26 protein-coding genes and 1 tRNA gene are annotated in these 24,522 nt (G+C 57.8%); 7 read left to right on the forward strand and 20 right to left on the reverse strand.

The window, feature by feature from the left end; genetic code table 11:
* From gcvP to AC1RPZ_RS05785, 5 genes are all read left to right on the forward strand, one after another.
* The coding region (gene gcvP, locus AC1RPZ_RS05765) for an aminomethyl-transferring glycine dehydrogenase (RefSeq protein ID WP_493135719.1) at positions 1 to 1,581 on the forward strand (1,581 nt) is incomplete at its 5' end.
* Between the two features lie 129 nt (positions 1,582 to 1,710).
* A complete protein-coding gene (locus AC1RPZ_RS05770; protein WP_493135721.1) occupies positions 1,711 to 3,087 on the forward strand; it encodes an L-serine ammonia-lyase in 1,377 nt (458 codons plus the stop codon).
* Between the two features lie 41 nt (positions 3,088 to 3,128).
* The gene (gcvT, locus tag AC1RPZ_RS05775; RefSeq protein ID WP_493135723.1) at positions 3,129 to 4,253 is read left to right on the forward strand and encodes a glycine cleavage system aminomethyltransferase GcvT; all 1,125 of its coding nucleotides are present in this window, start codon (positions 3,129 to 3,131) and stop codon (positions 4,251 to 4,253) included.
* A 400-nt stretch (positions 4,254 to 4,653) separates the two neighbouring features.
* Positions 4,654 to 4,866 (forward strand): cold-shock protein, encoded by a 213-nt coding sequence (locus AC1RPZ_RS05780; RefSeq protein ID WP_493135725.1) that lies wholly within the window; start codon positions 4,654 to 4,656, stop codon positions 4,864 to 4,866.
* A gap of 96 nt (positions 4,867 to 4,962) precedes the next feature.
* Entirely contained in the window at positions 4,963 to 5,451 is a 489-nt protein-coding gene (locus AC1RPZ_RS05785) for an RDD family protein (RefSeq protein WP_493135727.1), read from the forward strand.
* Between the two features lie 92 nt (positions 5,452 to 5,543).
* Here the strand turns inward: AC1RPZ_RS05785 and nadA are convergent, their stop codons facing one another.
* From nadA to AC1RPZ_RS05875, 18 genes are all read right to left on the reverse strand, one after another.
* Positions 5,544 to 6,602, reverse strand: a complete 1,059-nt coding sequence (gene nadA / locus AC1RPZ_RS05790) for a quinolinate synthase NadA (protein ID WP_401124625.1) — start codon at positions 6,600 to 6,602, stop codon at positions 5,544 to 5,546.
* A gap of 263 nt (positions 6,603 to 6,865) precedes the next feature.
* Positions 6,866 to 6,941 (reverse strand) — tRNA-Lys (locus AC1RPZ_RS05795).
* Positions 6,942 to 7,004: 63 nt separating this feature from the next.
* Positions 7,005 to 7,697: a 7-cyano-7-deazaguanine synthase QueC gene (gene queC, locus AC1RPZ_RS05800; protein ID WP_493135729.1), complete on the reverse strand. Its 693-nt coding sequence runs from the start codon at positions 7,695 to 7,697 to the stop codon at positions 7,005 to 7,007.
* Position 7,698: 1 nt separating this feature from the next.
* A complete protein-coding gene (queE, locus tag AC1RPZ_RS05805; RefSeq protein ID WP_493135731.1) occupies positions 7,699 to 8,346 on the reverse strand; it encodes a 7-carboxy-7-deazaguanine synthase QueE in 648 nt (215 codons plus the stop codon).
* 168 nt (positions 8,347 to 8,514) lie between these two features.
* Positions 8,515 to 9,345: a tol-pal system protein YbgF gene (gene ybgF, locus AC1RPZ_RS05810; RefSeq protein WP_493135733.1), complete on the reverse strand. Its 831-nt coding sequence runs from the start codon at positions 9,343 to 9,345 to the stop codon at positions 8,515 to 8,517.
* Positions 9,346 to 9,351: 6 nt separating this feature from the next.
* Complete coding sequence (gene pal / locus AC1RPZ_RS05815; protein ID WP_071553673.1) at positions 9,352 to 9,849, reverse strand: peptidoglycan-associated lipoprotein Pal; 498 nt, start codon at positions 9,847 to 9,849, stop codon at positions 9,352 to 9,354.
* A 52-nt stretch (positions 9,850 to 9,901) separates the two neighbouring features.
* On the reverse strand, positions 9,902 to 11,170 hold the full coding sequence (gene tolB, locus AC1RPZ_RS05820) for a Tol-Pal system beta propeller repeat protein TolB (protein ID WP_493135735.1): 1,269 nt from the start codon (positions 11,168 to 11,170) through the stop codon (positions 9,902 to 9,904).
* Between the two features lie 29 nt (positions 11,171 to 11,199).
* Positions 11,200 to 12,279, reverse strand: a complete 1,080-nt coding sequence (gene tolA, locus AC1RPZ_RS05825; protein ID WP_493135737.1) for a cell envelope integrity protein TolA — start codon at positions 12,277 to 12,279, stop codon at positions 11,200 to 11,202.
* Complete coding sequence (tolR, locus tag AC1RPZ_RS05830) at positions 12,279 to 12,731, reverse strand: protein TolR (RefSeq protein ID WP_493136443.1); 453 nt, start codon at positions 12,729 to 12,731, stop codon at positions 12,279 to 12,281. The genes tolA and tolR overlap by 1 nt, the downstream gene beginning before the upstream one ends.
* Positions 12,732 to 12,754: 23 nt before the next feature.
* Positions 12,755 to 13,450 carry a protein TolQ gene (gene tolQ / locus AC1RPZ_RS05835; protein ID WP_071553669.1) on the reverse strand — a complete coding sequence of 232 codons (696 nt, stop codon included), beginning with the start codon at positions 13,448 to 13,450 and terminating at the stop codon, positions 12,755 to 12,757.
* On the reverse strand, positions 13,440 to 13,907 hold the full coding sequence (gene ybgC, locus AC1RPZ_RS05840) for a tol-pal system-associated acyl-CoA thioesterase (RefSeq protein WP_019693257.1): 468 nt from the start codon (positions 13,905 to 13,907) through the stop codon (positions 13,440 to 13,442). The genes tolQ and ybgC overlap by 11 nt, the downstream gene beginning before the upstream one ends.
* 138 nt (positions 13,908 to 14,045) lie before the next feature.
* Complete coding sequence (gene ruvB / locus AC1RPZ_RS05845; protein WP_493135740.1) at positions 14,046 to 15,107, reverse strand: Holliday junction branch migration DNA helicase RuvB; 1,062 nt, start codon at positions 15,105 to 15,107, stop codon at positions 14,046 to 14,048.
* On the reverse strand, positions 15,108 to 15,716 hold the full coding sequence (ruvA, locus tag AC1RPZ_RS05850) for a Holliday junction branch migration protein RuvA (protein ID WP_493135742.1): 609 nt from the start codon (positions 15,714 to 15,716) through the stop codon (positions 15,108 to 15,110).
* Positions 15,717 to 15,834: 118 nt separating this feature from the next.
* Positions 15,835 to 16,359, reverse strand: coding sequence for a crossover junction endodeoxyribonuclease RuvC (gene ruvC / locus AC1RPZ_RS05855; protein ID WP_019693260.1), 525 nt, complete (start codon positions 16,357 to 16,359; stop codon positions 15,835 to 15,837).
* A 190-nt stretch (positions 16,360 to 16,549) separates the two neighbouring features.
* Positions 16,550 to 17,296 carry a YebC/PmpR family DNA-binding transcriptional regulator gene (locus AC1RPZ_RS05860; protein WP_493135744.1) on the reverse strand — a complete coding sequence of 249 codons (747 nt, stop codon included), beginning with the start codon at positions 17,294 to 17,296 and terminating at the stop codon, positions 16,550 to 16,552.
* Between the two features lie 131 nt (positions 17,297 to 17,427).
* On the reverse strand, positions 17,428 to 19,203 hold the full coding sequence (aspS, locus tag AC1RPZ_RS05865; RefSeq protein WP_493135746.1) for an aspartate--tRNA ligase: 1,776 nt from the start codon (positions 19,201 to 19,203) through the stop codon (positions 17,428 to 17,430).
* 108 nt (positions 19,204 to 19,311) lie between these two features.
* On the reverse strand, positions 19,312 to 19,533 hold the full coding sequence (locus tag AC1RPZ_RS05870; protein ID WP_010457489.1) for an FmdB family zinc ribbon protein: 222 nt from the start codon (positions 19,531 to 19,533) through the stop codon (positions 19,312 to 19,314).
* Between the two features lie 179 nt (positions 19,534 to 19,712).
* Complete coding sequence (locus AC1RPZ_RS05875) at positions 19,713 to 20,048, reverse strand: ribbon-helix-helix domain-containing protein (protein WP_493135748.1); 336 nt, start codon at positions 20,046 to 20,048, stop codon at positions 19,713 to 19,715.
* Positions 20,049 to 20,727: 679 nt separating this feature from the next.
* Here AC1RPZ_RS05875 and AC1RPZ_RS05880 point away from each other — a divergent pair.
* Positions 20,728 to 21,330, forward strand: a complete 603-nt coding sequence (locus tag AC1RPZ_RS05880) for a cold-shock protein (RefSeq protein ID WP_493135750.1) — start codon at positions 20,728 to 20,730, stop codon at positions 21,328 to 21,330.
* 95 nt (positions 21,331 to 21,425) lie between these two features.
* Here the strand turns inward: AC1RPZ_RS05880 and AC1RPZ_RS05885 are convergent, their stop codons facing one another.
* Positions 21,426 to 21,632 (reverse strand): SlyX family protein, encoded by a 207-nt coding sequence (locus AC1RPZ_RS05885; protein WP_123426650.1) that lies wholly within the window; start codon positions 21,630 to 21,632, stop codon positions 21,426 to 21,428.
* Positions 21,633 to 21,635: 3 nt separating this feature from the next.
* Positions 21,636 to 22,061 carry an HIT domain-containing protein gene (locus AC1RPZ_RS05890; RefSeq protein WP_493135752.1) on the reverse strand — a complete coding sequence of 142 codons (426 nt, stop codon included), beginning with the start codon at positions 22,059 to 22,061 and terminating at the stop codon, positions 21,636 to 21,638.
* A gap of 927 nt (positions 22,062 to 22,988) precedes the next feature.
* Between AC1RPZ_RS05890 and AC1RPZ_RS05895 the strand changes: the two genes are divergently transcribed.
* On the forward strand, positions 22,989 to 24,320 hold the full coding sequence (locus AC1RPZ_RS05895; RefSeq protein ID WP_493135754.1) for an OprD family porin: 1,332 nt from the start codon (positions 22,989 to 22,991) through the stop codon (positions 24,318 to 24,320).
* Positions 24,321 to 24,522: the final 202 nt, after the last annotated feature.

A 24,522-nucleotide genomic window follows, 5' to 3' on the forward strand; every position in this document is an offset into this window, starting at 1 on the left:
GAAACCACCAGCCAGGCCGACATCGAAACCCTGTGGAGCGTGCTGGCCGACGGCAAAACCCTGCCCGATTTCGCCGCGCTGGCCGCCTCGGTGCAAAGCCGCATCCCGGCTGAACTGGTGCGTCAATCGCCGATCCTCAGCCACCCGGTGTTCAACCGTTATCACTCGGAAACCGAGCTGATGCGCTACCTGCGCAAGCTCGCCGACAAGGACCTGGCGCTCGATCGCACCATGATCCCGCTGGGTTCCTGCACCATGAAACTCAACGCCGCCAGCGAAATGATCCCGGTGACCTGGGCCGAGTTCGGCGCCCTGCACCCGTTCGCTCCGGCCGAGCAAAGCGCCGGTTACCAGCAACTGACTGACGAACTGGAGGCGATGCTCTGCGCCGCCACCGGTTACGACGCGATCTCGCTGCAACCGAACGCCGGTTCCCAAGGTGAATACGCCGGCTTGCTGGCCATCCGTGCCTATCACCAGAGCCGTGGCGAAGAACGCCGCGACATCTGCCTGATCCCGTCGTCGGCCCACGGCACCAACCCGGCCACCGCCAACATGGCCGGCATGCGCGTGGTGGTGACCGCCTGCGATGCTCGCGGTAACGTCGACATCGAAGACCTGCGCGCCAAAGCCATCGAGCACCGCGAGCACCTCGCCGCGCTGATGATCACTTACCCGTCGACCCACGGCGTGTTCGAAGAAGGCATCCGCGAAATCTGCGGGATCATTCATGACAACGGCGGCCAGGTGTACATCGACGGCGCCAACATGAACGCGATGGTCGGCCTCTGCGCACCAGGCAAGTTCGGCGGCGACGTGTCGCACCTGAACCTGCACAAAACCTTCTGCATCCCGCACGGCGGTGGCGGCCCGGGCGTCGGCCCGATTGGCGTGAAATCGCACCTGACGCCGTTCCTGCCGGGACACGCGGCCATGGAACGCAAGGAAGGCGCGGTCTGCGCGGCACCGTTCGGCAGCGCGAGCATTCTGCCGATCACCTGGATGTACATCCGCATGATGGGCGGCGCTGGCCTCAAGCGAGCTTCGCAATTGGCGATCCTCAACGCCAACTACATTTCCCGTCGCCTCGAAGAGCACTACCCAGTGCTCTACACCGGCAGCAACGGTCTGGTCGCCCACGAATGCATCCTCGACCTGCGCCCGTTGAAAGACAGCAGCGGCATCAGCGTCGATGACGTTGCCAAGCGCCTGATCGACTTCGGCTTCCACGCGCCGACCATGTCGTTCCCGGTGGCCGGCACGTTGATGATCGAGCCGACCGAAAGCGAATCCAGGGAAGAACTGGACCGCTTCTGCGATGCGATGATCCGCATCCGCGAAGAAATCCGCGCAGTGGAAAACGGCACGCTGGACAAGGACGACAACCCGTTGAAAAACGCGCCGCACACGGCCGCGGAAATCGTTGGCGAGTGGACGCACCCGTACAGCCGTGAGCAGGCGGTGTATCCAGTAGCCTCGTTGATCGAAGGCAAGTACTGGCCACCGGTCGGTCGGGTCGACAACGTGTTTGGCGACCGCAACCTGATCTGCGCCTGCCCGTCGATCGAAAGCTACGCTTGATCTAAAGGGGGCGGCTCGCCCGCCCCTCATGGACACCACAAAACCTTGTGGGAGCGAGCAAGCTCGCTCCCACAAGGATCTGTGCCACCCCATCGGCCGATCCTCATAACAAGAAACCGGAGAACAACCATGTCGTTAAGCGTGTTCGACCTGTTCAAGATTGGCATCGGCCCCTCCAGCTCCCACACCGTCGGCCCGATGCGCGCCGCTGCGCGCTTCGTCGAAGGCCTGCGCCGTGAAAACCTGTTGGCGGCAACCACCTGCGTCAAAGTCGAGCTCTACGGCTCGCTCGGCGCCACCGGCAAAGGCCACGGCAGCGACAAGGCTGTGTTGCTGGGTCTGGAAGGTGAACACCCGGACACCGTGAACACTGAGAGCATTGCCGCCCGCCTGCACGAGATTCGCAGCAGCGGTCGTTTGAACCTGCTCGGTGAGCACGTCATCGAATTCAACGAAAAGCTTCACCTGGCGATGATCCGCAAGCCACTGGCCTATCACCCCAACGGCATGATCTTCCGCGCCTTCGATGCCGCTGGCATCCAGATTCGCAGCCGCGAGTACTACTCGGTCGGTGGCGGTTTTGTGGTCGACGAAGATGCTGCCGGCGCCGACCGTATCGTCGAGGATGCTACGCCGCTGACCTTCCCGTTCAAAAGCGCGAAGGACCTGCTCGGCCATTGCGCCACTTACGGGCTGTCCATCAGCCAGGTGATGCTGACCAACGAAAGCGCCTGGCGCCCGGAAGCGGAAACCCGCGCCGGCCTGCTGAAGATCTGGCAAGTGATGCAAGACTGCGTCGCCGCTGGCTGCCGCAACGAAGGGATTCTGCCCGGTGGTTTGAAGGTCAAACGTCGTGCAGCGGCGCTGCATCGGCACCTGTGCAAGAACCCGGAATCGTCGCTGCGCGATCCGTTGTCGGTGCTCGACTGGGTCAATTTGTATGCGCTGGCAGTGAACGAAGAAAACGCCAACGGCGGGCGCGTGGTCACGGCACCGACCAATGGCGCAGCCGGAATCATCCCGGCGGTGTTGCATTACTACATGCGCTTCATCCCTGGCGCCAACGAAGACGGCGTGGTGCGATTTCTGCTCACCGCTGCCGCCATCGGCATTCTGTACAAGGAAAACGCTTCGATCTCTGGCGCTGAAGTCGGCTGTCAGGGCGAAGTCGGCGTAGCCTGTTCAATGGCTGCCGGCGCACTCTGCGAAGTACTGGGCGGCACGGTGCAGCAAGTGGAAAACGCCGCCGAAATCGGCATGGAACACAACCTCGGCCTGACCTGCGACCCGATTGGCGGGCTGGTACAAGTGCCGTGCATCGAGCGCAACGCCATGGGCTCGGTCAAAGCCATCAATGCGGTGCGCATGGCCCTGCGTGGTGACGGTCAGCACTTCGTCTCCCTCGACAAGGTCATCCGCACCATGCGCCAGACCGGCGCCGACATGAAAAGCAAATACAAGGAAACCGCCCGTGGCGGTTTGGCGGTCAACATTATCGAGTGCTGATGCGAACGCATCTGCATCAGTGCAATTTTCAGGAGCTGCATATGTCCACCGAACAACTGTCGAAAACCCCGCTGCACGCACTGCACATCGAACTCGGCGCACGCATGGTGCCGTTCGCCGGCTACGACATGCCGGTGCAGTACCCTCTGGGCGTGATGAAGGAACACCAGCACACCCGTGATCAGGCCGGGCTGTTCGATGTCTCGCACATGGGCCAGATCCGTCTGACCGGCGCCAATGCCGCCAAGGCCCTGGAAACCCTGGTGCCGGTGGACATCATCGACCTGCCAGTGGGCATGCAGCGCTATGCGATGTTCACCAACCAGAACGGTGGCATCCTCGACGACCTGATGGTCGCCAACCTGGGTAACGACGAGTTGTTCCTGGTGGTCAACGCAGCATGCAAGGATCAGGATCTGGCGCACCTGCGCCAACACATCGGCGATCAGTGCAGCATCGAGCCGTTGTTCGAAGAACGCGCCCTGCTCGCCCTGCAAGGCCCAGCCGCAGTGACCGTGCTCGCGCGTCTGGCCCCTGAAGTGGCGAAGATGACGTTCATGCAGTTCACCCGCGTGAGCTTGCTCGGCGTCGACTGCTTTGTCAGCCGTTCGGGCTACACCGGTGAAGACGGTTTCGAAATCTCCGTGCCGGCCGCCAATGCCGAAACCCTCGCTCGGGCCTTGCTGGCCGAGCCGGAAGTCGCGGCCATCGGCCTAGGTGCCCGTGACTCGCTGCGCCTGGAAGCCGGCCTGTGCCTGTACGGCCATGACATGAACACCGAAACCACTCCGATTGAAGCCAGCCTGCTGTGGGCCATCTCCAGGCCACGGCGTGCCGACGGTGCGCGTGCCGGTGGTTTCCCGGGTGCCGAAAGCGTTTTCGCCCAGCAACAAAACGGTGTTAGCCGCAAACGCGTCGGCCTGCTGCCTCAGGAACGCACGCCAGTGCGCGAAGGTGCGGAAATCGTCAACGAAGCGGGCGAAATCATCGGCAGTGTTTGCAGCGGCGGCTTCGGGCCAACGCTGGGCGGTCCTCTGGCCATGGGTTACCTCGACAGTGCTTATAGCGCACTCGATACCCAAGTGTGGGCGATTGTTCGTGGGAAAAAGGTGCCTTTGCTTGTAAGCAAAATGCCATTTGTTCCACAACGCTACTATCGTGGCTGATTGACTGTTCCTATAAGTAACGCGGTTGCGTAACAGTGCACTAATCTGTAACGCAACCGCCATAAAACAGTGCAGGCGTGATCAGGTATTTCGATTGTGAACTTGGCTTATAACCATCGAAAACAATTGAACAACGCTATCGAATAAGCCGCACTAGCGATCATGTGAAACAGCCATCAAGCCAAGCAATACGCGGCTTCCACGGGGCTTGTTTTTCCTCCCGTAGTTGGCGTAGAGTTTGTTCACTGTGTTTGCATGGGTCGCTTGGAATCGTGACCTGGGCAGTAGCCTACAAGTTAGCTACATCCCGTTCGACGTCTCTTACTCTCCTGCAACCAGCCCCAGTACTCTTTCATGAGAAAGAGGCTGTCATCAATTTTTGCGTCAAAGGAAATAAGAAATGTCCCAACGTCAGAGCGGCACCGTCAAGTGGTTTAACGACGAGAAAGGTTTTGGTTTTATCACTCCAGAAAACGGCCCGGATCTGTTCGTGCATTTCCGCGCTATTCAGGGCAATGGCTTCAAGAGCCTGAAAGAAGGCCAGAAAGTCACCTTCATCGCTGTGCAGGGCCAGAAAGGCATGCAAGCTGACGAAGTACAAGCAGAAGCCTGATCTTCTGTAACGAAAAAGCCCCTGATGCTGACATCAGGGGCTTTTTTGTGCGTGTAAATCCGTAAAATGGCTTCTTTTTCCGCCGAGAGCCCTGTCATGTCGAAACACCTGCTAACTCCCCAGGGCGATTTCCCCATCGCCGGCCTGGGCCGTCGCCTGGCAGCGATGTTCTACGACTTCTTGCTGTGCACCGCCCTGCTGATCGTCACAGGCGGTATCTACAAGATGGTGCAGATGGCAATCATCGGCGAAGAGAAGATGCGCGCCCTGACCGAAGCCGGCGCGCTGGACGGTGACCCGCTGCTCTCGACCATCCTGCTGTTCGTGCTGTTTGGCTTCTTTGCCAAGTTCTGGACCTGGTCCGGCCAGACCCTCGGCATGCAGGTCTGGTGCATCCGGGTACAGAACGCCGATGGCTCGGCGATCAGTCTGTGGCAGGCGCTGTTGCGTTTTGTAGTGTCGATCGCATCCTTGCTGTGCGCAGGCCTGGGGTTTTTCTGGGTACTCTTCGACAAACAGCAGCGCAGCTGGCACGACATGTACTCCAACAGCCAGTTGGTGCGGATCCCGAAGAAGAAAAAATAACCCATAAAAAAGATCGCAGCCTTCGGCAGCTCCTACGTAAACCGCGTAGGAGCTGCCGAAGGCTGCGATCTTTTGATCTTAAGCTTTTGACCTCAAGCGTTACCCGCCAGCTTCATCCGCGCTGCCGCCGTGAAGTCGAGCATGCGCTTGAGCGGGCGAATCGCTTGAGGGATCAGCGCCGGCTCGACGAAGATCTCGTTGGAGCCCTCGCGCAGGCACTGTAGCGTGCGCTCAAGGGTGTTCATCGCCATCCACGGACAATGCGCGCAACTGCGGCATGCCGCGCCGTTGCCGGCCGTAGGCGCCTCGATAAAGACCTTGTCCGGGCACAGCTGCTGCATCTTGTAAAAAATGCCGCGGTCGGTAGCCACGATCAGGGTCTTGTTCGGCAGCCTTTGCGCAGCGGCAATCAACTGACTGGTGGAACCCACCGCATCGGCCAACTCGATCACCGCCGTCGGCGACTCTGGATGCACCAGGATAGCGGCGTCCGGATACAGCGCTTTCATGTCTTCCAGCTGCTTGGCCTTGAACTCTTCGTGAACGATGCAGGCACCGTCCCAGAGCAGCATGTCGGCGCCGGTCTGGCGCTGGATATAGGTGCCCAGATGCTTGTCCGGCCCCCAGATGATCGTCTCGCCGTTATCCATCAGGCTCTCGACAATCTCCAGTGCGCAACTGGATGTCACCACCCAGTCCGCCCGCGCCTTCACCGCTGCCGAAGTGTTGGCATACACCACCACCGTGCGCTCCGGGTGCTGATCGCAAAATGCCGAGAATTCGTCGACCGGGCAACCCAGGTCCAGCGAGCACGTCGCTTCCAGGGTCGGCATCAGCACGCGCTTTTCCGGATTGAGGATTTTGGCGGTCTCGCCCATGAATTTCACACCGGCAACCACCACGGTCTTGGCCGGGTGTGCATTGCCGAAGCGGGCCATTTCCAGGGAGTCGGAAACGCAGCCACCGGTTTCTTCGGCCAGGGCCTGAATGATCGGATCGCAATAGAAGTGGGCAACCAGCACCGCGTCCTGAGCCTTGAGCTCGGCAGCGATGGCAGCGCGGTAATAAGCCTCTTCCTCGGCTGTCAGCGGCTTGGGCTGCTTGGCGTCGAGGTGAGCTTGAACCAGAAGGCGTTCGGAAATTTGCGTCATGATCGCAAGACCTGCGGGCGCTTTCGCGCGAAAGTCGAGTATACACCCGGCTCCGGACCACAGAAGGTACCGCCGGGAGAGTGAGTATTCATCAGGCACGGACAGCATTGAAGCTGCGCAAGGCTACAGAATATCCCCGAGATGCAAAAGACCATTCTGACCTGCGTCACGCGATGCAACACCCGGATTGAGCCAGACTTAAATCGCGGGCAAAAAAAAACCCGGAAATCCTCACTTACGTGGGCCTTCCAGATTTTTTAAAGTGGTGGGTCGTGTGGGATTCGAACCTACGACCAATTGGTTAAAAGCCAACTGCTCTACCAACTGAGCTAACGACCCGCTGTGTGGTGGCGCGTATAATACTGATTTTTAAGGACTATTCAACACCTAATTTGAAATAAATCAAAAATAAGTGGTTGGGTCGCTGATTCCGGCCGCCAGGAAGCCTTCTGCACGCAGTCGGCAGCTATCGCATTTGCCGCACGCACGGCCGTTATCGTCCGCCTGATAGCAGGACACCGTCAGCGCATAGTCGACGCCGAGCTTCACACCAGCCTGGACGATTTGCGCTTTGCTGAGGTTTTGCAGCGGTGCCTGGATACGGAAGCCGTTCCCCTCTACCCCGGCCTTGGTCGCCAGATTAGCCATGCGCTCGAAGGCTTCGATGAACTCGGGACGGCAATCCGGGTAACCGGAATAATCCACCGCATTCACCCCAATGAAAATATCGCGCGCGCCGAGCACTTCAGCCCAGCCCAATGCCAAAGACAGGAATACGGTATTGCGCGCCGGCACGTAAGTGATCGGGATACCTTCGCTCGGTGCTTCAGGCACGTCGATGGAGCTGTCGGTCAGTGCCGAGCCACCAATGCCGTTCAGGTTCAGGCCAATCACCTTGTGCTCGATCACGCCCAGATCACGCGCTACACGCTCAGCGGCATGCAACTCGGCGCGGTGGCGCTGGCCGTAGTCGAAACTCATGGTGTAGCAGCTGTAACCGTCAGCACGAGCCATGGCGACCACAGTCGCCGAGTCCAGACCACCGGACAGCAGGATGACCGCACGTTTTTCAGTAGTGTTCAGTTGCTCAGTCATTTCAGCGCCCCGGCTCGTCATTCCAAAGATATTTATGCAGTTGCAATTGCAGGCGCACCGGCAGGTTGTCCGCGACAATCCAGTCAGCCAGGTCGCGTGCGCTCAAGTCATGGTGACTCGGCGAGAACAGGACTTCACCGGCACGCTGATCGAGACCGTACTGAATCAGCTTGGACACCGCCCAGTCGTAGTCTTCGCGAGAGCAGATCACGAACTTGACCTGATCGTTGGCCGTCAGCAACTCGATGTTCTCGTAGAGGTTGCGATGAGCTTCTTTCGACCCTGGTGTTTTCAGGTCGAGCACCCGGCTGACCCGCGGGTCGACCGCGCTGATGTCCAGGGCGCCGCTGGTTTCCAGCGACACCTGGTAACCGGCGTCACACAGCTGCTTGAGCAAAGGGATGGCGTTAGGTTGCGCCAGAGGTTCACCGCCAGTTACGCAGACGTAACGGGGCCTGAAGCCTGCAACCTGCTCGAGGATATCGTCGAGGGCTCTGATCGTACCGCCGCTGAACGCGTAGGCGCTGTCGCAGTACTGGCAACGCAATGGGCAACCGGTCAGGCGCACAAATACAGTGGGCAGCCCGGCAGTCCGCGTTTCACCCTGCAACGAGTAAAAAACTTCGGTAATTCTCAATGTGTCTTGCATAGTCGCCACGGGCGTAACAGCTAAACAGGCTGTCCGCCTCCGTCAGGCACTTAAAGGAACCCCGCCAACGCGCAGATCCCCAAAAGCGGTGTTTCATAAAAAAGGGGGTGAATTCTAACGAAAAAACCCGCGGCAAGCGCGGGTTTCTTGTAAACGGGTCAAGCAGCCTTACATGCGTTGCAGATCGCGTTGGGCCAACTGAGCGGCGGAAGTGCCCGGATATTGGGAAACCACCTGCTGCAGAATGCCTTTGACCTTGTCGGTATGACCCAGGCGGCGCTCTACATCAGCGAGCTTGTACAGCGAGTCAGGCACTTTGGCGTGCTTGGGGTACAGCTGCGAAACCTTGGCAAAAGCCTGACCCGCACCTTGCAGATCACCCTTGGCCAGATTCACTTCACCCAACCAGTACTGGGCATTACCCGCGTACTGACTGTTCGGGTATTTGCGCAGAAATGCCGCAAACGCCTGGCTGGCCTTGTCGAAATCCTTGGCTTTGATCAGGTCAAAGGCAGCGTCGTAATAGAGCTTTTCCTTCGCCGGATCACCCGGTTCGCTGCTGGCCGCGGGTGCTTGAGTGGCAGCACTCGCACCGGCAGCTGCACCGGCGGCATTCATATCGCCACCGGCTGGAGAATTTTGAGGAGCCGCAGCGGGTGCACCGCCGGTTCCAATACGCCGATCAAGATCCTGATATCGCTCCAGGTTTTCCTGCTTCATGCGCGCCACATCATTTTGCAGAACTTCGATCACACCCTGTTGGCGTGCGATTTGTTCCTGCATTTGTTGCAGTTGGTTGAACAGCTCACCCTGTGCCGAGGCAGGGGCCGTAACCCCTCCCCCGGCATAGGCGCCGTTCGTACCGTAACCCGCAGGCGGATAACTGCTCCCGCTATTGTTATAACCGGAGTTGTCATCGACCACAGGAACCGCAGCCCACACCGCAAGCGGTGCGAGGCTGAGAGCCAGAACAGTTACAGCACGACGGCACGTTCGCATGACGAATTACTTACGCAGTTCGACGCGACGGTTTTGAGCCCAGGACTGCTCGTCGTGACCAGTAGCAACTGGACGCTCTTTACCGTAGGAAACCAGTTCCAGCTGAGCTGGGGAAACACCTTGCAGTACCAGGTAGCGTTGAACGGCTTTCGCACGACGCTCGCCCAGTGCCATGTTGTACTCACGAGTACCACGTTCGTCGGTGTTGCCTTCCAGAACAACGCGAGCGCCGTTTGCTTTCAGGTCTTTGGCGTGAACGTCCAGAGCGCGCATGGCTTCTGGCTTCAGGTCCGAGCTGTCGTATTCGAAGTAGAAGGTGGTGATTGCGCGCAGAGCAGCTTCTTCGCTCAGGGAGCCGTCAACAGCACCAGTGTTAGCGCCGTAACCAGCGTTTGGATCAACAGCGCCTGCACCGGCGTTGTCGCCGCCTTTGGACGAGCAACCTACAGCTACAGCCATGGCCAGAGCCAGCGCAGCAAACTTACCAAACTTCAGCATTTCCATCGTGAAACTCCTAATGAACCCCAATGTGTTAAGTAAAACGTGTAGCGCCGCGTCAGTTCAGGTAAGGGGACCAGGAAGGTTCTCTGACTTCGCCTTGAGCGGTAGGAAGCGGGAGCCTTACGCGTCCATTGATGGACACGAGCATCAAGACTCCCCGGCCCTGCTGGGCGGTGGCGTAGATTACCATGGTGCCGTTGGGCGCAACAGTGGCTGACTCATCAAGGTTGGTGTCTGTCAGGATTTTTATGCTACCGCGTTGCAAATCCTGAGCCGCCACCCGGAAATTGGTGAAGCCATCCTGACGGTGAATCATGACAAGCGTCTTTTCATCCGCCGACAGTTTCGGGTTGGCGTTGTAGTTCCCGATAAAGGTCACACGCTCCGCACCGCCGCCATTGACGTTGGTCTTGTAGATCTGTGGCTTGCCGCCACGGTCGGAGGTGAAGTAGATGGTCGAACCATCCTTACCCCAGAACGGTTCGGTGTTGATGCCAGGACCAGCAGTCACGCGGTTGATCTGACGAGACGCCAGGTTCATCACGTAAATATCCGGGTTACCGTCCTTGGACAGTACGAAAGCCAGGCGAGAACCATCCGGCGACCAGGCTGGAGCACCGTTCAAGCCTTCGAAATTGGTGATCTGCTCACGGCGACCGGTGTCGATGTTCTGCATGAAAATGCGCGGACGCTTCTGCTCGAACGACACATAGGCGATGCGCTTGCCATCGGGTGCGAAACGCGGCGACAGGATCGGCTCACGCGATTGCAACAGGGTCACGGCACGAGCACCGTCATAATCCGAACGCTGCAGGGTGTAGCGCGTGTTGTTCACCGAAAAACGCTCGGCCGTTACATACAGCAGACGCGTGGAGAACGCCCCCTTGATGCCGGTCAGTTTTTCGAACGACTGGTCGGCGATGTAGTGCGACATGTCGCGCAGTTGATCGACGCCGCCCGACACGCTACCGGTCAGCACTTGCTGCTCGGTGGCGACGTTGAACAGGGCGTATTGCACCTGCAGACGACCGCCCGCCGGAACGATGCTGCCGACCATGATGTACTGGGCGCCCAGGGCCTTCCAGTCGCGGTAGATGACTTCGCTGGCCTGAGTCGGCTGGCTGATCATGTTCTGCTTCGGAATCGGCGCGTAGTAACCCGAGTTGCGCAGGTCGTTACTGATGATTTCCGCCATGTCATCCGGCAGGACGCTGCCGCCCTGCCAGCCGAACGGTACGACGGCAATCGGCGTTGCCTGGGAGCTACCACTGCTGACCAGGATATTTTTTTCATCCGCTGTAGCCAATCCTGCAAAGCAGAACATGACTACAAGCAGTCCTCGAAGAAGGTTTCTCACAAGGCTAGATCCTCAGGTGTGAATGTCATCTTGAATGAACGATAGGGAGCGAAATCACTTGGTTTCAGACCCTGCATTTCGGTCAAACGACCAATATTTTTTACTGCCGCTACCGCAGAACTGTCGAACGGCACGTCACCACTGGAATGAGCCACCGAAACTCCGGAGATCGTTCCGTCAGGCAACATGTTGATCTGCAGGATCACTTTCATGCCCTTGCGTGCCGACGGCGGTTGCGCCCAGCCTTCAGATGCCCTCGAACGAATCAGATCATCGAAGTTGCCCGCGGTTTCATCACCCTGCTCGTCCGCCAAAGCCTGCTGACGTTGCGGCTTGTCGGAAAGCAAATCAGCCAGGGCCTGAGCCTTTTTCTCTTCGACAGATTTACGCGCGGCTTCCTGCGACTTTTTCTTCGCAGCATCGGCAGTCGCTTTCTTCTTCGCATCCTCGGCGATTTTCTTCTTCGCCTCGTTCGCTTCAGCGACCTTCTTGGCGTCTTCCGCGGCTTTCTTCTTCGCGTCTTCGACTATCTTTTTCTTCGCTTCTTCAGCAGCCTCTTTCTTGGCCTCTTCTTCAGCGGCTTTCTTGGCTTCTTCTTCGGCTTTCTTCTTGGCTATATCAGCCAATTGTTTCTGTTCGGCCTTTTTGGCTTCGGCGGTCTTCTTCGCTTCATCGGCTTTCTTGGCTTCATCAGCCTTTTTCGCCTCGTCCGCTTTCTTCGACTCGTCGGCCTTCTTGGCTTCCTCGGCTTTTTGAGCCACCTCTTCTTTCTTTTGTTCCGCAGCCTTCACCGCTTCCTGCTCGACCTTTTTCTGTTCCATCTGTTCGGCTTCAGTCTGACGCGCAGCGGATTTCTGCGCTTCACCCGCAATCTTCTGATTGGTCTGGGTGGTCGCCCGACTTTTCGATTTCAGCTGGTACAGGGTCGCCTGGACAATCGGTTTGGCCGGCGGCAGCTCCGGGGTCATGGCAAAACTGACGAACAGCATGCCAAATACCAACACGTGCAGGCCAATCGCCCAGACACTAGGCCAGAAGTAGCTTTCCGAGGCTGTCGGCTCTCGCTGTTGCTGCATCAGGGCGCCTCGGTAATCAAGCCAACATTACCGACCCCGGCTTTCTGCAACCCACCCATGGCGCCCATGACGGAGCCGTAGTCGACGGTCTTGTCACCGCGAATGAACACTTGAGTGTGCTTGCCGCCTTCGTTACCGGCACGAATGATCTTGGTCACCGCGTCAGTCATCTGCGGCAGGGTCATGGCCCTGTCCTGCTGCTTGTCGGTGTCGACTTCGCTGCCAAGGTTCCAGTAATAGGTCTTGTCAGACTTGATCGAAATGGTCAGGACCTGGGTGTTGTTGTCTTGCGGCAAGGCTTCGCTGGAAACCTTGGGCAGATCAACTTTCACGCCCTGATTGAGCATCGGCGCGGTCACCATGAAGATGACCAGCAGTACCAGCATCACGTCGATGTAAGGCACCACGTTCATCTCGGCAACCGGCTTGCGCTTTTTGCGAGCTCGAGCGATTAAAGCCATTGGGAATTACCTGCTTATTCTTCGCTGGTGTGCACTTTGCGGTGCAGGATCGCCTGGAACTCATCGGCGAAGGTGTAGTAACGGCCGAGCAAGGTTTCACTGCGAGCGGCGAAACGGTTGTAAGCGATGACCGCCGGAATGGCTGCGAACAGACCGATTGCCGTTGCGACCAGTGCTTCGGCGATACCTGGAGCCACAGTGGCCAGGGTCGCTTGCTGGGCAGCCGCCAGACCACGGAAGGAGTTCATGATGCCCCAGACCGTACCGAACAGACCGATGTACGGACTGACGGAGCCCACGGTGGCGAGGAACGGCAGGCTCTGCTCGAGCTTTTCTTCTTCGCGGGAAATGGCCACGCGCATGGCACGCGCCACACCTTCCATGACCGCTTCCGGATCAACGCCTGGCTGCTGACGCAGACGGGAGAACTCCTTGAAACCGGCGCGGAAGATCTGCTCTACACCGGAATCCGGGTCAGGGTTGCTGCCGGCCTGGCGGTAGAGTTTGGACAAGTCGATACCCGACCAGAAGCGCTCTTCAAAGCTCTCCAGGGCCCGGCGACCGGCGCGCAGCAGGTTGCTGCGCTGAAAAATCATGATCCACGAGGTCACCGATGCGGCTACCAGGATCAGCATTACCAACTGCACCACAACGCTGGCATTGCTGACCAGGCTCCACATGGAGGTATGGTCGACGACGTTAGCTTCCACGCTTTATCTCCTGCTCTGAGTGTGTACCCGCGCCGCTCACGTCGGCAAAGGCCGCACGTAGAGCTTCGGGAATGGCCCGGGGTTTCAAACTATGGGTGCGCACACAGGCCACCAAAAACTGCCCTTCGCAGAGCAGTGCATTATCCGCGGCTCGCCTGACCTGCTGTTTAAAGCGCAGGCTGACGCGGTTCAATTCGATTACTTCAGCACTTACCAGAAGCTCGTCATCCAGTCGCGCCGGCGCGTGATAACGCGCTTCGCTGGAATGCACGACGAACAACAGGTCCTCCCCTGCCAGCTGCGATTGGGCAAAGCCCAGTTCTCGTAGCCGCTCGGTTCGAGCCCGCTCCATAAACTTAAGGTAATTAACGTAATACACGATGCCGCCGGCATCGGTGTCCTCGTAATAAACGCGACAACGATGTGCGAACGACTCAAGCCCGTTTTGCGCGCGCATACTCTAGTGCTTACTCCTCAGGTTGCCAATCCGGCCAGGCAACTGTTTTTCATTCTCGAACGACTTTCGTGCGAAAGATCGGCAATTGCAGTCCCCTAGGACCACACAAAGCCGAAATAAATCAGCACACAGAGGTCGTCATTCGTCTATTGCATCAAGAAACTCGTCTACCACGGGCATTTCACCCATGCGCGACGGGATGTTCAAACCAAAATGCAGGTACGCGTGCCGGGTCACGACCCGCCCACGCGGGGTCCGCATGATATAGCCCTGCTGGATCAAATAGGGCTCCAGCACGTCCTCGATGGTGTGCCGCTCTTCGCTGATCGCCGCCGCGAGACTGTCCACCCCGACCGGGCCGCCATCGAACTTCTCGATCATGGTCAACAGCAGGCGTCGGTCCTGGTGATCGAAGCCACGCTCATCGACGTCCAGCAGATTTAGCGCCAGATCGGCAATCGGTTTAGTGATATGCCCCTTGGCCCGGACTTCGGCAAAATCGCGCACCCGGCGCAACAAGCGGTTGGCAATACGCGGCGTACCACGGGCCCGACGAGCGATTTCGAAGGCGCCCTCCGGGTCCAGCGGCAAGCCGAGGATATTCGCCGAACGGCTGACGATGGTCGCCAGATCTGCGGTGTTATAGAACTCCAGACGCTGAACGATACCGAAGCGGTCACGCAACGGGTTGGTCAGCATCCCGGCGCGGGTGGTGGCACCGACCAGGGTGAAGGGTGGCAAGTCGAGCTTGATCGAACGCGCCGCCGGCCCTTCACCGATCATGATGTCGAGCTGGAAATCTTCCATGGCCGGGTACAGCACTTCCTCGACAATCGGTGACAGCCGATGGATTTCATCGATGAACAGCACGTCATGAGGTTCAAGGTTGGTCAGCAACGCCGCGAGATCACCCGGACGCTCAAGGACCGGCCCCGAGGTGCTTTTGATCGACACGCCCATTTCCTGGGCAATGATGTTGGCCAGGGTGGTTTTACCCAGACCTGGCGGGCCGAAGATCAGCGTGTGATCGAGGGACTCGTTGCGCCCACGGGCAGCCTGGATGAACAACTCCATCTGCTCGCGAACGGTCGGCTGACCGATGTATTCGGCCAGGCTGACGGGACGAATCGCGCGGTCCTGGACTTCTTCGCGGTCACGGGGAGCCCCCGTGGCGGCAATCAGACGATCAGCTTCAATCACTTAAATCATTCCCTTCAGGGCGCGACGAATCAGGTCTTCACTGCTCAAGCCTTTCTCCTTGATGGCAGAAATCGCCTTGCTGGCCTCCTGCGGCTTGTAGCCCAGGGAAATCAGCGCGCTGACCGCGTCGTTTTCCGCGGTAGCCACCGGCATTGGCGCATCCGGCTGGTTCGGCACCAGGGCGAACATGCTTGGCACGGCTTCCCAGGCCTTGAAGCGATCCTTGAGCTCTACCAACAAGCGCTCGGCAGTCTTCTTGCCGACACCTGGCACCTTGGTCAGCACCGACGTGTCCTGCGCTTGCACGCAGCGCACCAGCTCATCGACTTCAAGGCTCGACATCAACGCCAGCGCCAGCTTGGGCCCCACGCCATTGAGGCGGATCAGCTCACGGAAAAAGTCGCGATCACGCTTGCCAATGAAACCGTAGAGTAACTGGGCGTCTTCACGTACCACCAAATGGGTGTGCAAGGTGATCGGCTCACCGACCGACGGCAGCCGATAGAGCGTGGTCATCGGCACTTCCAGCTCATAGCCCAGACCATTTACATCCAGAATCAGGTACGGCGGCTGTTTCTCAGCCAAGGTGCCGCGCAAACGTCCAATCACGTTTCAAATCCTTAAGCGTTGGCCAGATCTGGCTGACGAGTACCAAAGTGAGCGTGGCTGCCGACAAAACAGGCGCAAAACGCTCAACGGACAAAATGAGTGGGCTGATGCTATCAGATCAGAGGCGAAGGCGACCGCCGCGACTACGAGCCGTGCCCAGACCATGGGGTAACAGACTGGAACGGGTGTGGGCATGACAAATGGCGATGGCCAGGGCGTCCGAGGCATCGATTTGCGGTTTGCTGGTCAGTTTCAGCATGTGCATGACCATCATCTGCACCTGCTCTTTATTCGCAGCCCCCGTCCCGGTCACCGCCTGCTTGACCTGGGTTGCGGTGTATTCGGCGATTTCCAGGTTTTCTTCAGCGCCGGCAACGATGGCTGCGCCACGGGCCTGACCCAGCTTCAGCGCCGAGTCGGCGTTGCGGGCCATGAAGACCTTTTCGATCCCCATGGTGACCGGGCCGTAGGTCTGGATGACTTCACGCACACCGCGATAAACGATTTGCAGCCGCTCATGCAACTCGCCGCTGCCGGTACGAATGCAGCCCGAAGCCACGTACACGCAGCCACGGCCGGTATCGCGTACCACGCCATAACCGGTAATGCGTGAACCGGGGTCGATACCAAGAATTAAAGTCATAACGCCTGCGGGTTTAGAGAGTGAGGCCAGGATAGAGCAGGCTGTGCCGGGCGCACATTTTGTAGCCCTACAGAGAACCCCGTGGGAGCCGGGCTTGCCCGCGATAGCGGTAGAACATTCAACATCAATGTCGAGCCTGCCGACGTCATCGCGGGCAAGCCCGGCTCCCACACTAGATCTGCGCCACCCTTCAGCCGAGCTGTTGAGCCACCGATTCCGGGATGTCCGCGTTGGAATAAACGTTCTGCACGTCATCCAGGTCTTCTAGCATGTCGATCAGCTTGAGCACCTTCTCGGCGCCTTCCAGGTCCAGTTCGGCACTGGTGGTCGGCAACATCACGATTTCCGCGTCTTCACCTTTGAAACCAGCCGCTTCCAGGGCATTACGCACCGAGTAGAAACCGGCGAACGAGGTGAACACATCGATGGAGCCATCTTCATGGGTGACCACGTCATCGGCGTCGGCTTCCATAGCCGCTTCCATCAACGCATCTTCGTCGACGCCCGGCGCGAAGGAGATCTGCCCCTTGCGTTCGAACAGATAGGCCACCGAACCGTCGGTCCCCAGGTTGCCGCCACATTTGCTGAACGCGTGACGGACAGCTGCTGCGGTGCGGTTGCGGTTGTCGGTCATGCACTCGACCATCACCGCCACGCCGCCCGGGCCATAGCCTTCGTAGCTTAGCTCGACCATGTCATCGGTGTCGGCAGCACCGGCACCACGAGCCACCGCGCGATCGATGATGTCACGGCTCATGTTCGCGCCAAGGGCTTTATCCAGCGCCAGACGCAAACGCGGGTTGGAGCCCGGATCACCGCCACCCTGACGGGCCGCGACGGTCAGTTCACGAATCCACTTGGTGAAAATCTTGCCCTTCTTGGCATCCTGACGTTCTTTGCGGTGCTTGATGTTCGCCCACTTGGAATGACCCGCCATAACACTCGCTCCGAATTCTCTTTAAAACAACGCTCTTTAAAACAATGCCCGCACGCCCAGGAAGGCGAGCGGGCAACACAATCTGGATCTGACGCCCTGGCGCATCGAGCGATGCGCCAAGGTGCTCAGTCTTACTCAGCCTTGGGCTGTTCGCGCAAACGAATGTGCAACTCGCGCAGCGCTTTGGCGTCGACCAGGCCAGGCGCCTGAGTCATGACGCAGGCAGCGCTCTGGGTTTTCGGGAAGGCGATCACTTCACGAATCGACTGGGCGCCAGTCATCAGCATCACCAGACGGTCCAGACCGAAGGCCAGGCCACCGTGCGGCGGTGCGCCGTATTTCAGGGCGTCGAGCAGGAAGCCGAATTTCTCTTCCTGTTCCGCTTCGCTGATACCCAGCAGACGGAAGACCGATTGCTGCATTTCCTTGCGGTGGATACGGATCGAACCGCCACCCAGCTCGGTGCCGTTCAGCACCATGTCGTAGGCACGGGACAGAGCGGTCGCCGGGTTGGCTTCGAGCGCTTCTGGTGTGCACTTCGGCGCGGTGAACGGGTGGTGCAAGGCAGTGAGGCTGCCGTCGTCGTTCTCTTCGAACATCGGGAAGTCGACAACCCACATCGGCGCCCACTCGCAGGTCAGCAGGTTCAGGTCGTGACCGACCTTGATCCGCAGTGCGCCCAGTGCTTCGCTGACGATCTTGGCCTTGTCGGCGCCGAAGAACACGATATCGCCATCAACCGCGCCAACGCGATCGAGGATCACATTGAGGTTGGCTTCAGGGATGTTCTTGACGATTGGTGACTGCAGACCCTCGACGCCTTTGGCGCGCTCGTTGACCTTGATGTACGCCAGGCCCTTGGCACCGTAGATGCCGACGAACTTGGTGTAGTCGTCGATCTTGCTGCGCGGCATGCTCGCCCCGCCCGGAACGCGCAGCGCGGCGATACGGCTTTTCGGGTCGTTGGCCGGGCCACTGAAGACCTTGAAGTCGACGTCCTTGAGCTGGTCGGCAACGTCAACCAGTTCCAGCGGGTTACGCAGGTCCGGCTTGTCGGAACCGTAACGACGCATGGCCTCGTCCCAGGTCATGTGCGGGAACTCACCGAATTCCAGACCCAGCACTTCCTTGAACAGGTTGCGGATCATGCCTTCGGTCAGACCCATGATCTCGGCTTCGTTGAGGAAGCTGGTCTCGATGTCGATCTGGGTGAATTCCGGCTGACGGTCGGCACGCAGGTCTTCGTCACGGAAGCACTTGGCGATCTGGTAGTAACGATCGAAGCCGGCAACCATCAGCAGTTGCTTGAACAACTGCGGCGATTGCGGCAAGGCAAAGAAGCTACCTGCGTGAGTACGGCTCGGCACCAGATAGTCACGCGCGCCTTCGGGGGTAGCGCGGGTCAGGATCGGCGTCTCGACGTCAAGGAAACCGTTCTCGTCCAGGTAGCGACGGATGCTGGTGGTCATGCGCGAACGCAGACGCAGCTTCTCGAGCATTTCCGGACGACGCAGGTCGATGAAGCGATAACGCAGGCGGGTTTCTTCGCCAACGTCGGAGAACTCGTTGAGCGGGAACGGCGGGGTTTCCGCTTCATTCAATACTTCCAGCTCGTAGCCCAGCACTTCGATCATGCCCGAAGTCATGTTGGCGTTGCCGGCACCGGCCGGACGCAGACGCACCTTGCCGGTGATCTTGACCACGTATTCGCTGCGCACGCGGTCGGCAGCGGCGAAGGTTTCGGCGCGATCCGGATCGAACACCACCTGGGCCAGACCTTCACGATCACGGATATCGAGGAAAATCACCCCGCCGTGGTCACGACGACGGTGGACCCATCCGCAAAGGGTAACTTCCTGACCTTCCAGGCTTTCGTTCAGTTGGCCGCAATAATGGCTGCGCATCATGGTAGTGGTTTCACTTCTCGTAATTCGAAATTCGTTTGGAGGCCTTGCTGCACCACCGCACTTGAATAAGGTGCCTGATGATGCAAGAGCTCGCGCGTAGAGTTCAACTTAGTCAGCTTTGTCGCCACCGGCCAGGTTCTTCTTCGAACCGGTTTTGAAGTCGGTTTCGTACCAGCCGGTGCCGCTGAGGCGGAAGCCTGGCATGGACAGCATCTTTTTCAGTTCGGGCGCCTGGCAGGCAGGGCAGTCGACCAACGGTGCTGCGCTGATCTTCTGAATGGCTTCCAACTGATGACCACAGGAAGCACATTGATAGTCGTACATCGGCATGGGGTTGTCTCGGCAATCAGATTATTACCGCGCAAACGTTGGGTTTCGCGGCAAAGGGCGGGATTATATCCATTAAATCGAGCCTGTGCAGCCGTAAGACGGCACAGGCGTGCACTCATCCGGATCCGTCGACCGCACGACACCTGATCACACCCGTCATTGCGCTTGCGCACCACGCGTCATTCAGCGCTACACGCGCCCTCGTTCAAGCTGTGTACAACACACACTACCCGGACCAGCCCGCTGAAATTCTTTACCCCGCCGTGTCGCAGGTGGACCTCTCTATCGACATAGGAAAGCAAAGCGCTCACCGAGCAACAATTGATCTTCGCCATCCTGGCCAGAATGTCCCAATAGACCTGCTCAAGGCGCAAACAGGTGGCAAAACCATTCAAACGCACCGATCGGGACAATGGCTGCGCCAACCCCATATCAAACTCCCGAACAAAGGGATCCATTTTTACATCTTGAAACCTGACGGCCTCCCGAACTCCCTGCACTATGTCTTGAACCATACCGTTGACACTCCTTTGTCATACCTGATTTCAATAAGAGCAACCCTCTATTTCCTTATAGAAACGCAAGCGGACAGTGATTATCCAGATGACTTTATGACCATCAACGTAGGACAAGCCAACAACAGCAGGGAGACCATTAACACGGTCCTACATCCATCTATAAAGCAGTATTTCAATGCAGGAAAAGTCAAAACCACAGAGCGAAATAAGCCGCAAAAGGCTCGGACATCGCCCCATCAGAGGAGCCTATTGCCCCTAGGATCGGAAAAGCACTGACGGCGCCGCCAGGGCACCATCACATCAGCACAGACAGGATTACTGAGGGCCCACCTCGCAGGCCGGGAGCACGCAACCCTCTGCGACAAATTGGCCTGACGCCCATAACCCCGCACTTTCCTTGCCTGCGGCAGGCCTTGAGCCCTCTAGATCAAGCCTTCAGGTGACACCTGCGGACAACGCCATGCAAACCGTCGATCCGTCCCGCCCCGCGCCGTCTGCGCTTGATTTGAGAAGGTCTGGGCTTTGCTGTTAAATAGAGGCGTGTCGCTGCCTCTATTTCCCTGGGCGTAGTGCATAGGCTGATACCGGGTACGTGTCCAGCGCCTCCCATTGTTCAGAAGCGAACCGTGCTCAATCAGCTCTTCCTTGTGATCCGTCTTAACGTGAGTTAATCAAAATGTTGAAAATCGTCCACCTGCTAACGGGCGCAGCGGCCCTGCTGCTGTCCTTCATCCCTAGCTTGCGAACCGAAGCCGTACCTTACCTGCAACAACCTGACGCGCTGTACCTGGCGTTCTTCGGCTTGCTCAACCTGACCCTCGCTCCGGTGATCCCTTACTGGAACAAAGGTCCTCGTCACCAACTGCAAAATCTGGTCAGCGCCTTGCTGGTGCTTGCCGTTGTCCTGCAAACCCTGACACTCCTCGCACCGATGCCGGTCATTAGTGGTCAGCCTGCAGTTCTGCTTAGCCTCATCGTCGCTCTGGTTGCCGTACTTCTGCACCTGGCCATCAGCTTCTATAAATCCTCTCCTGCCGCCGCTACGCAAAATTACGACATGACCAATCGTGATACCGGCACCGTCAAGTGGTTCAACACCTCGAAAGGCTTCGGTTTCATTTCTCGCGATTCCGGAGACGATATTTTTGTGCACTTCCGTGCAATCCGTGGCGAAGGTCACCGCGTCCTGGTCGAAGGCCAGCGCGTGGAGTTCTCCGTCATGAACCGTGACAAGGGCCTGCAAGCTGAAGACGTGATCGCCGCCTTGCCGCGCCGCTGATTTCAGCCCCCGCTCCACCCGCAATAAAAAACCGCGATACAGCCTGGCTGCATCGCGGTTTTTATTGCCTGTCGAATCGTTGCCGCAACTCGCACTCAGTAATGCGGCGGTGGAGCCTCTTCTTCGAAAGACTCGAACTGACCCACCATCTCTTCCTGGCGCTTAAGTAACGCAGCCATTTGCAACTGCAAGCGCTCGACCACTCGCTGCTGTGTCACCAGCACATCATTCATCGCTTCAATAGTGTCATCCTGAAACGCCAGACGACTTTCCAGCTCGGTAACGCGTTCTTCCAGGCTCATGACTCAGCCCTCCAGAAACGTGAAGTCATCGGTCAAAACCAAACGTAGCCGTTCGCGAATCACTGCCACTTCTTCGGCACTGTAAGGCTTGGCCGGGTGTTTGCCCCAGACCGGGGCTGGCCAGGCGGCATCATCGCGCTTACGCACAATGACATGCATGTGCAACTGACTAACCACATTACCCAGGGTCGCGACATTCAACTTGTCGGCGTCGAACGAATCCTTGAGGGTTTCGGCCAACTCCGTTGTTTCCCGCCACAATTGCAGTTGGTCGGCGACATCCAGTTGAAACAACTCGCTGACATCCTCACGACGCGGCACCAGGATAAACCAGGGGTAATTCGAATCATTGGACAGCAACAACCGGCTTAGAGGGAAATCCCCAATCGGCAGGGTGTCTTGTTCAAGTCGTGGATCTAAAGCGAACACTGCGCGCACTCCCGCACCTTTCATACGATTCAGTTTAGCGCCCTGCCCCAAAGGCTGACCGCCTGCAACATAACAGCAGCATACCCGCGAACGCCGCACGGATCACTGCGAAAAAAGACCTGCCTCACACCTGAGCCTGGCGACCAGACACAAACGCTCAACGCATGAGCGCCCCGACACTGAACATTTTTATTATCGACGCACCAACTCGGAACCAGACCTCGGCACTTCGTCAAAAAATCAACGACCTATCGGCGGATGCAGATCTGCTTTCGAGGCATCACTGTATGAATTTCGTACAGATTTTAAAAAATTTTTCACCAGATCCACACAGTGCATCTACGCTGAAAACGTCGAGCATCCGCCGTCTACTCACCCGCGAGGGTGAACCAGTAACATTTTTGTGCTGTTACCCATGCTCCTTCGTGGTGCAACACCAGAAGAACCACGGAGTCAAGTCCAAACAGATCGACCTTGAAAGCCCCGGTTTTATGCGGTTTCGGTAATTAACACCGGGAATTTTGAAAAAACCGGCAACCAAAAGCCGACTTGTGCACGCTTGTTGCATTCATACACATATCGCCTAGTAAGGCATCCGCTGGAAGTCGGAACCTTAAGGCATATAACAATAGCGGCATGGCTGCCCAGGGAGCTTCAAGTGCAGGACAGGGATTGCTTTTTTCTGATACTGAAGCCTTGGAAAGCAACGCTGATGTAGTCAGTCCGGACGCATAAAATTATAGAATTGCGACCTCTACAGCGCATTTTGCGACAGGGCCGTAAAGAAGCTGAAAGGTTAGATACGCAAGTATCGCCAACATTGTCGGCGTGATATAAGTTTGCGCCGACCCAAAAAGAAAGAGCCGCCCAGATAATAAATCAGGTCGGACAGCAGTACTCTTCTAAAAACCAAAGGAGCAAATCACGATGCGCGTGATGAAGTGGAGCATGATCGCCCTGGCTGTTACTGCAGCTACCGGCACCCAAGTCGCTATGGCCGAACCATTTGTAACCGACCAGGCTGACGCAAAAGGTTTCGTTGAAGGCGCCTCGGCTGGCGTGGTTCTGAAGAACTACTACTTCAACCGTGACCGTAAAGCTGGCGCCAACGACCAGATCGACTGGACCCAAGGCGTTCTGGGCAAATTCAGTTCCGGCTACACCCAAGGTACTGTTGGCGTGGGCGTTGAAGGCTTCGGCGATGCCGGCTTCAAACTTGACGGTACCGACTCGCAGGCCGGTTCCGGCAACTTGAGCCGCGACTCTAACGGTGACAACAACAATAGCTTCGGCAAAGCAGGTGCGGCAGTAAAAGTTCGCATCTCCAAAACCGAGCTGAAATTCGGCGACCAGTCGCCTTCTACCGCTCCAGTATTCGCCGTTGGCGGCAGCCGTCTGTTCCAACAGACCGCTCGCGGTTTCCAACTGCAGAGCAGCGAGATCAAAGATCTCGACCTCGAAGCCGGTCACTTCTACGCTGGCAGCAGCCAGGACAAGACCTCGATGCAGGGCAACCTGTGGACTCAATACGCCAACACAATGGTTGAGAGCGCCGACTACCTGGGCGGTAAATACGGTTTCAATGAGAACCTGACCGCGTCGCTGTACGCTGCCAAGTTCCAGGACACCTGGACCCAGTACTACACCAACCTGAACTACACCCTGCCGTTGGCGACTGACCAGTCCTTGAACTTCGACTTCAACCTGTATCAGACAAACGATACCGGTGCAGCGAAAGCAGGCAAAATCGACAACACCACCTACTCGCTGGCAGCGGCCTACTCCTTCCTGAAGGCGCACACCGTTACTCTGGCCTTCCAACAGGTCCACGGTGATACACCATTCGACTACATCGGTGTAGGCGATAACAACCGCGGCGGCGACTCGATCTTCCTGGCCAACTCGATCCAGTACTCTGACTTCAACGGTCCAGAAGAAAAATCCATCCAGGCACGTTATGACCTGAAAATGGCTGAATACGGCGTACCAGGCCTGAGCTTCATGGTTCGTTATGCTCACGGTCAGGGCATCGACGGCACCAAAATGGCAATTGACAGCCCTTACCGTGCCTATGGCTACGGCGAAGACGGTCGTCACAACGAGACCAACCTGGAAGCCAAATACGTTGTCCAGGCCGGTCCTCTCAAAGACCTGTCCTTCCGTGCTCGCCAAGCTTGGCACAGAGGCAACAACGACCAGGCCGAAGGCAACATCAACGAGTTCCGCCTGATCACCGAGTACCCGCTGAACATCCTGTAATCGCTACGACTACAGTTGTTCGCTTGATATAAAAAAGGCCCATCAGTGATGGGCCTTTTTTTGTGCCTGATTTATGACCACATGGAATCAACCCTAATAAATAGCCAGCTAATTATAAGCCAGCACTCTATTCCAGTTTCAGCACAACAAAATAGCGGATTGTAAAAACACAAAAGGGGCTTATCGCCCCTTGAGTTCGTCA

This window comes from Pseudomonas sp. GW822-FHT02D10, from assembly GCF_058802345.1.

Bases quoted from the DNA above. Each gene is read 5' to 3' on its own strand.
- pal (WP_071553673.1), bottom strand. From the start codon at position 9,849: ATGGAAATGCTGAAGTTTGGTAAGTTTGCTGCGCTGGCTCTGGCCATG.
- ruvC (WP_019693260.1), bottom strand. From the start codon at position 16,359: ATGACTTTAATTCTTGGTATCGACCCCGGTTCACGCATTACCGGTTAT.
- AC1RPZ_RS05860 (WP_493135744.1), bottom strand. From the start codon at position 17,296: ATGGCGGGTCATTCCAAGTGGGCGAACATCAAGCACCGCAAAGAACGT.
- ybgC (WP_019693257.1), bottom strand. From the start codon at position 13,907: ATGCGCGCGCAAAACGGGCTTGAGTCGTTCGCACATCGTTGTCGCGTT.
- AC1RPZ_RS05780 (WP_493135725.1), top strand. From the start codon at position 4,654: ATGTCCCAACGTCAGAGCGGCACCGTCAAGTGGTTTAACGACGAGAAA.
- AC1RPZ_RS05880 (WP_493135750.1), top strand. From the start codon at position 20,728: ATGTTGAAAATCGTCCACCTGCTAACGGGCGCAGCGGCCCTGCTGCTG.
- gcvT (WP_493135723.1), top strand. From the start codon at position 3,129: ATGTCCACCGAACAACTGTCGAAAACCCCGCTGCACGCACTGCACATC.
- tolA (WP_493135737.1), bottom strand. From the start codon at position 12,279: ATGCAGCAACAGCGAGAGCCGACAGCCTCGGAAAGCTACTTCTGGCCT.
- ybgF (WP_493135733.1), bottom strand. From the start codon at position 9,345: ATGCGAACGTGCCGTCGTGCTGTAACTGTTCTGGCTCTCAGCCTCGCA.
- tolB (WP_493135735.1), bottom strand. From the start codon at position 11,170: ATGTTCTGCTTTGCAGGATTGGCTACAGCGGATGAAAAAAATATCCTG.
- aspS (WP_493135746.1), bottom strand. From the start codon at position 19,203: ATGATGCGCAGCCATTATTGCGGCCAACTGAACGAAAGCCTGGAAGGT.
- queE (WP_493135731.1), bottom strand. From the start codon at position 8,346: ATGCAAGACACATTGAGAATTACCGAAGTTTTTTACTCGTTGCAGGGT.
- AC1RPZ_RS05895 (WP_493135754.1), top strand. From the start codon at position 22,989: ATGCGCGTGATGAAGTGGAGCATGATCGCCCTGGCTGTTACTGCAGCT.
- queC (WP_493135729.1), bottom strand. From the start codon at position 7,697: ATGACTGAGCAACTGAACACTACTGAAAAACGTGCGGTCATCCTGCTG.
- AC1RPZ_RS05870 (WP_010457489.1), bottom strand. From the start codon at position 19,533: ATGCCGATGTACGACTATCAATGTGCTTCCTGTGGTCATCAGTTGGAA.
- AC1RPZ_RS05785 (WP_493135727.1), top strand. From the start codon at position 4,963: ATGTCGAAACACCTGCTAACTCCCCAGGGCGATTTCCCCATCGCCGGC.
- nadA (WP_401124625.1), bottom strand. From the start codon at position 6,602: ATGACGCAAATTTCCGAACGCCTTCTGGTTCAAGCTCACCTCGACGCC.
- AC1RPZ_RS05875 (WP_493135748.1), bottom strand. From the start codon at position 20,048: ATGGTTCAAGACATAGTGCAGGGAGTTCGGGAGGCCGTCAGGTTTCAA.
- AC1RPZ_RS05770 (WP_493135721.1), top strand. From the start codon at position 1,711: ATGTCGTTAAGCGTGTTCGACCTGTTCAAGATTGGCATCGGCCCCTCC.
- AC1RPZ_RS05885 (WP_123426650.1), bottom strand. From the start codon at position 21,632: ATGAGCCTGGAAGAACGCGTTACCGAGCTGGAAAGTCGTCTGGCGTTT.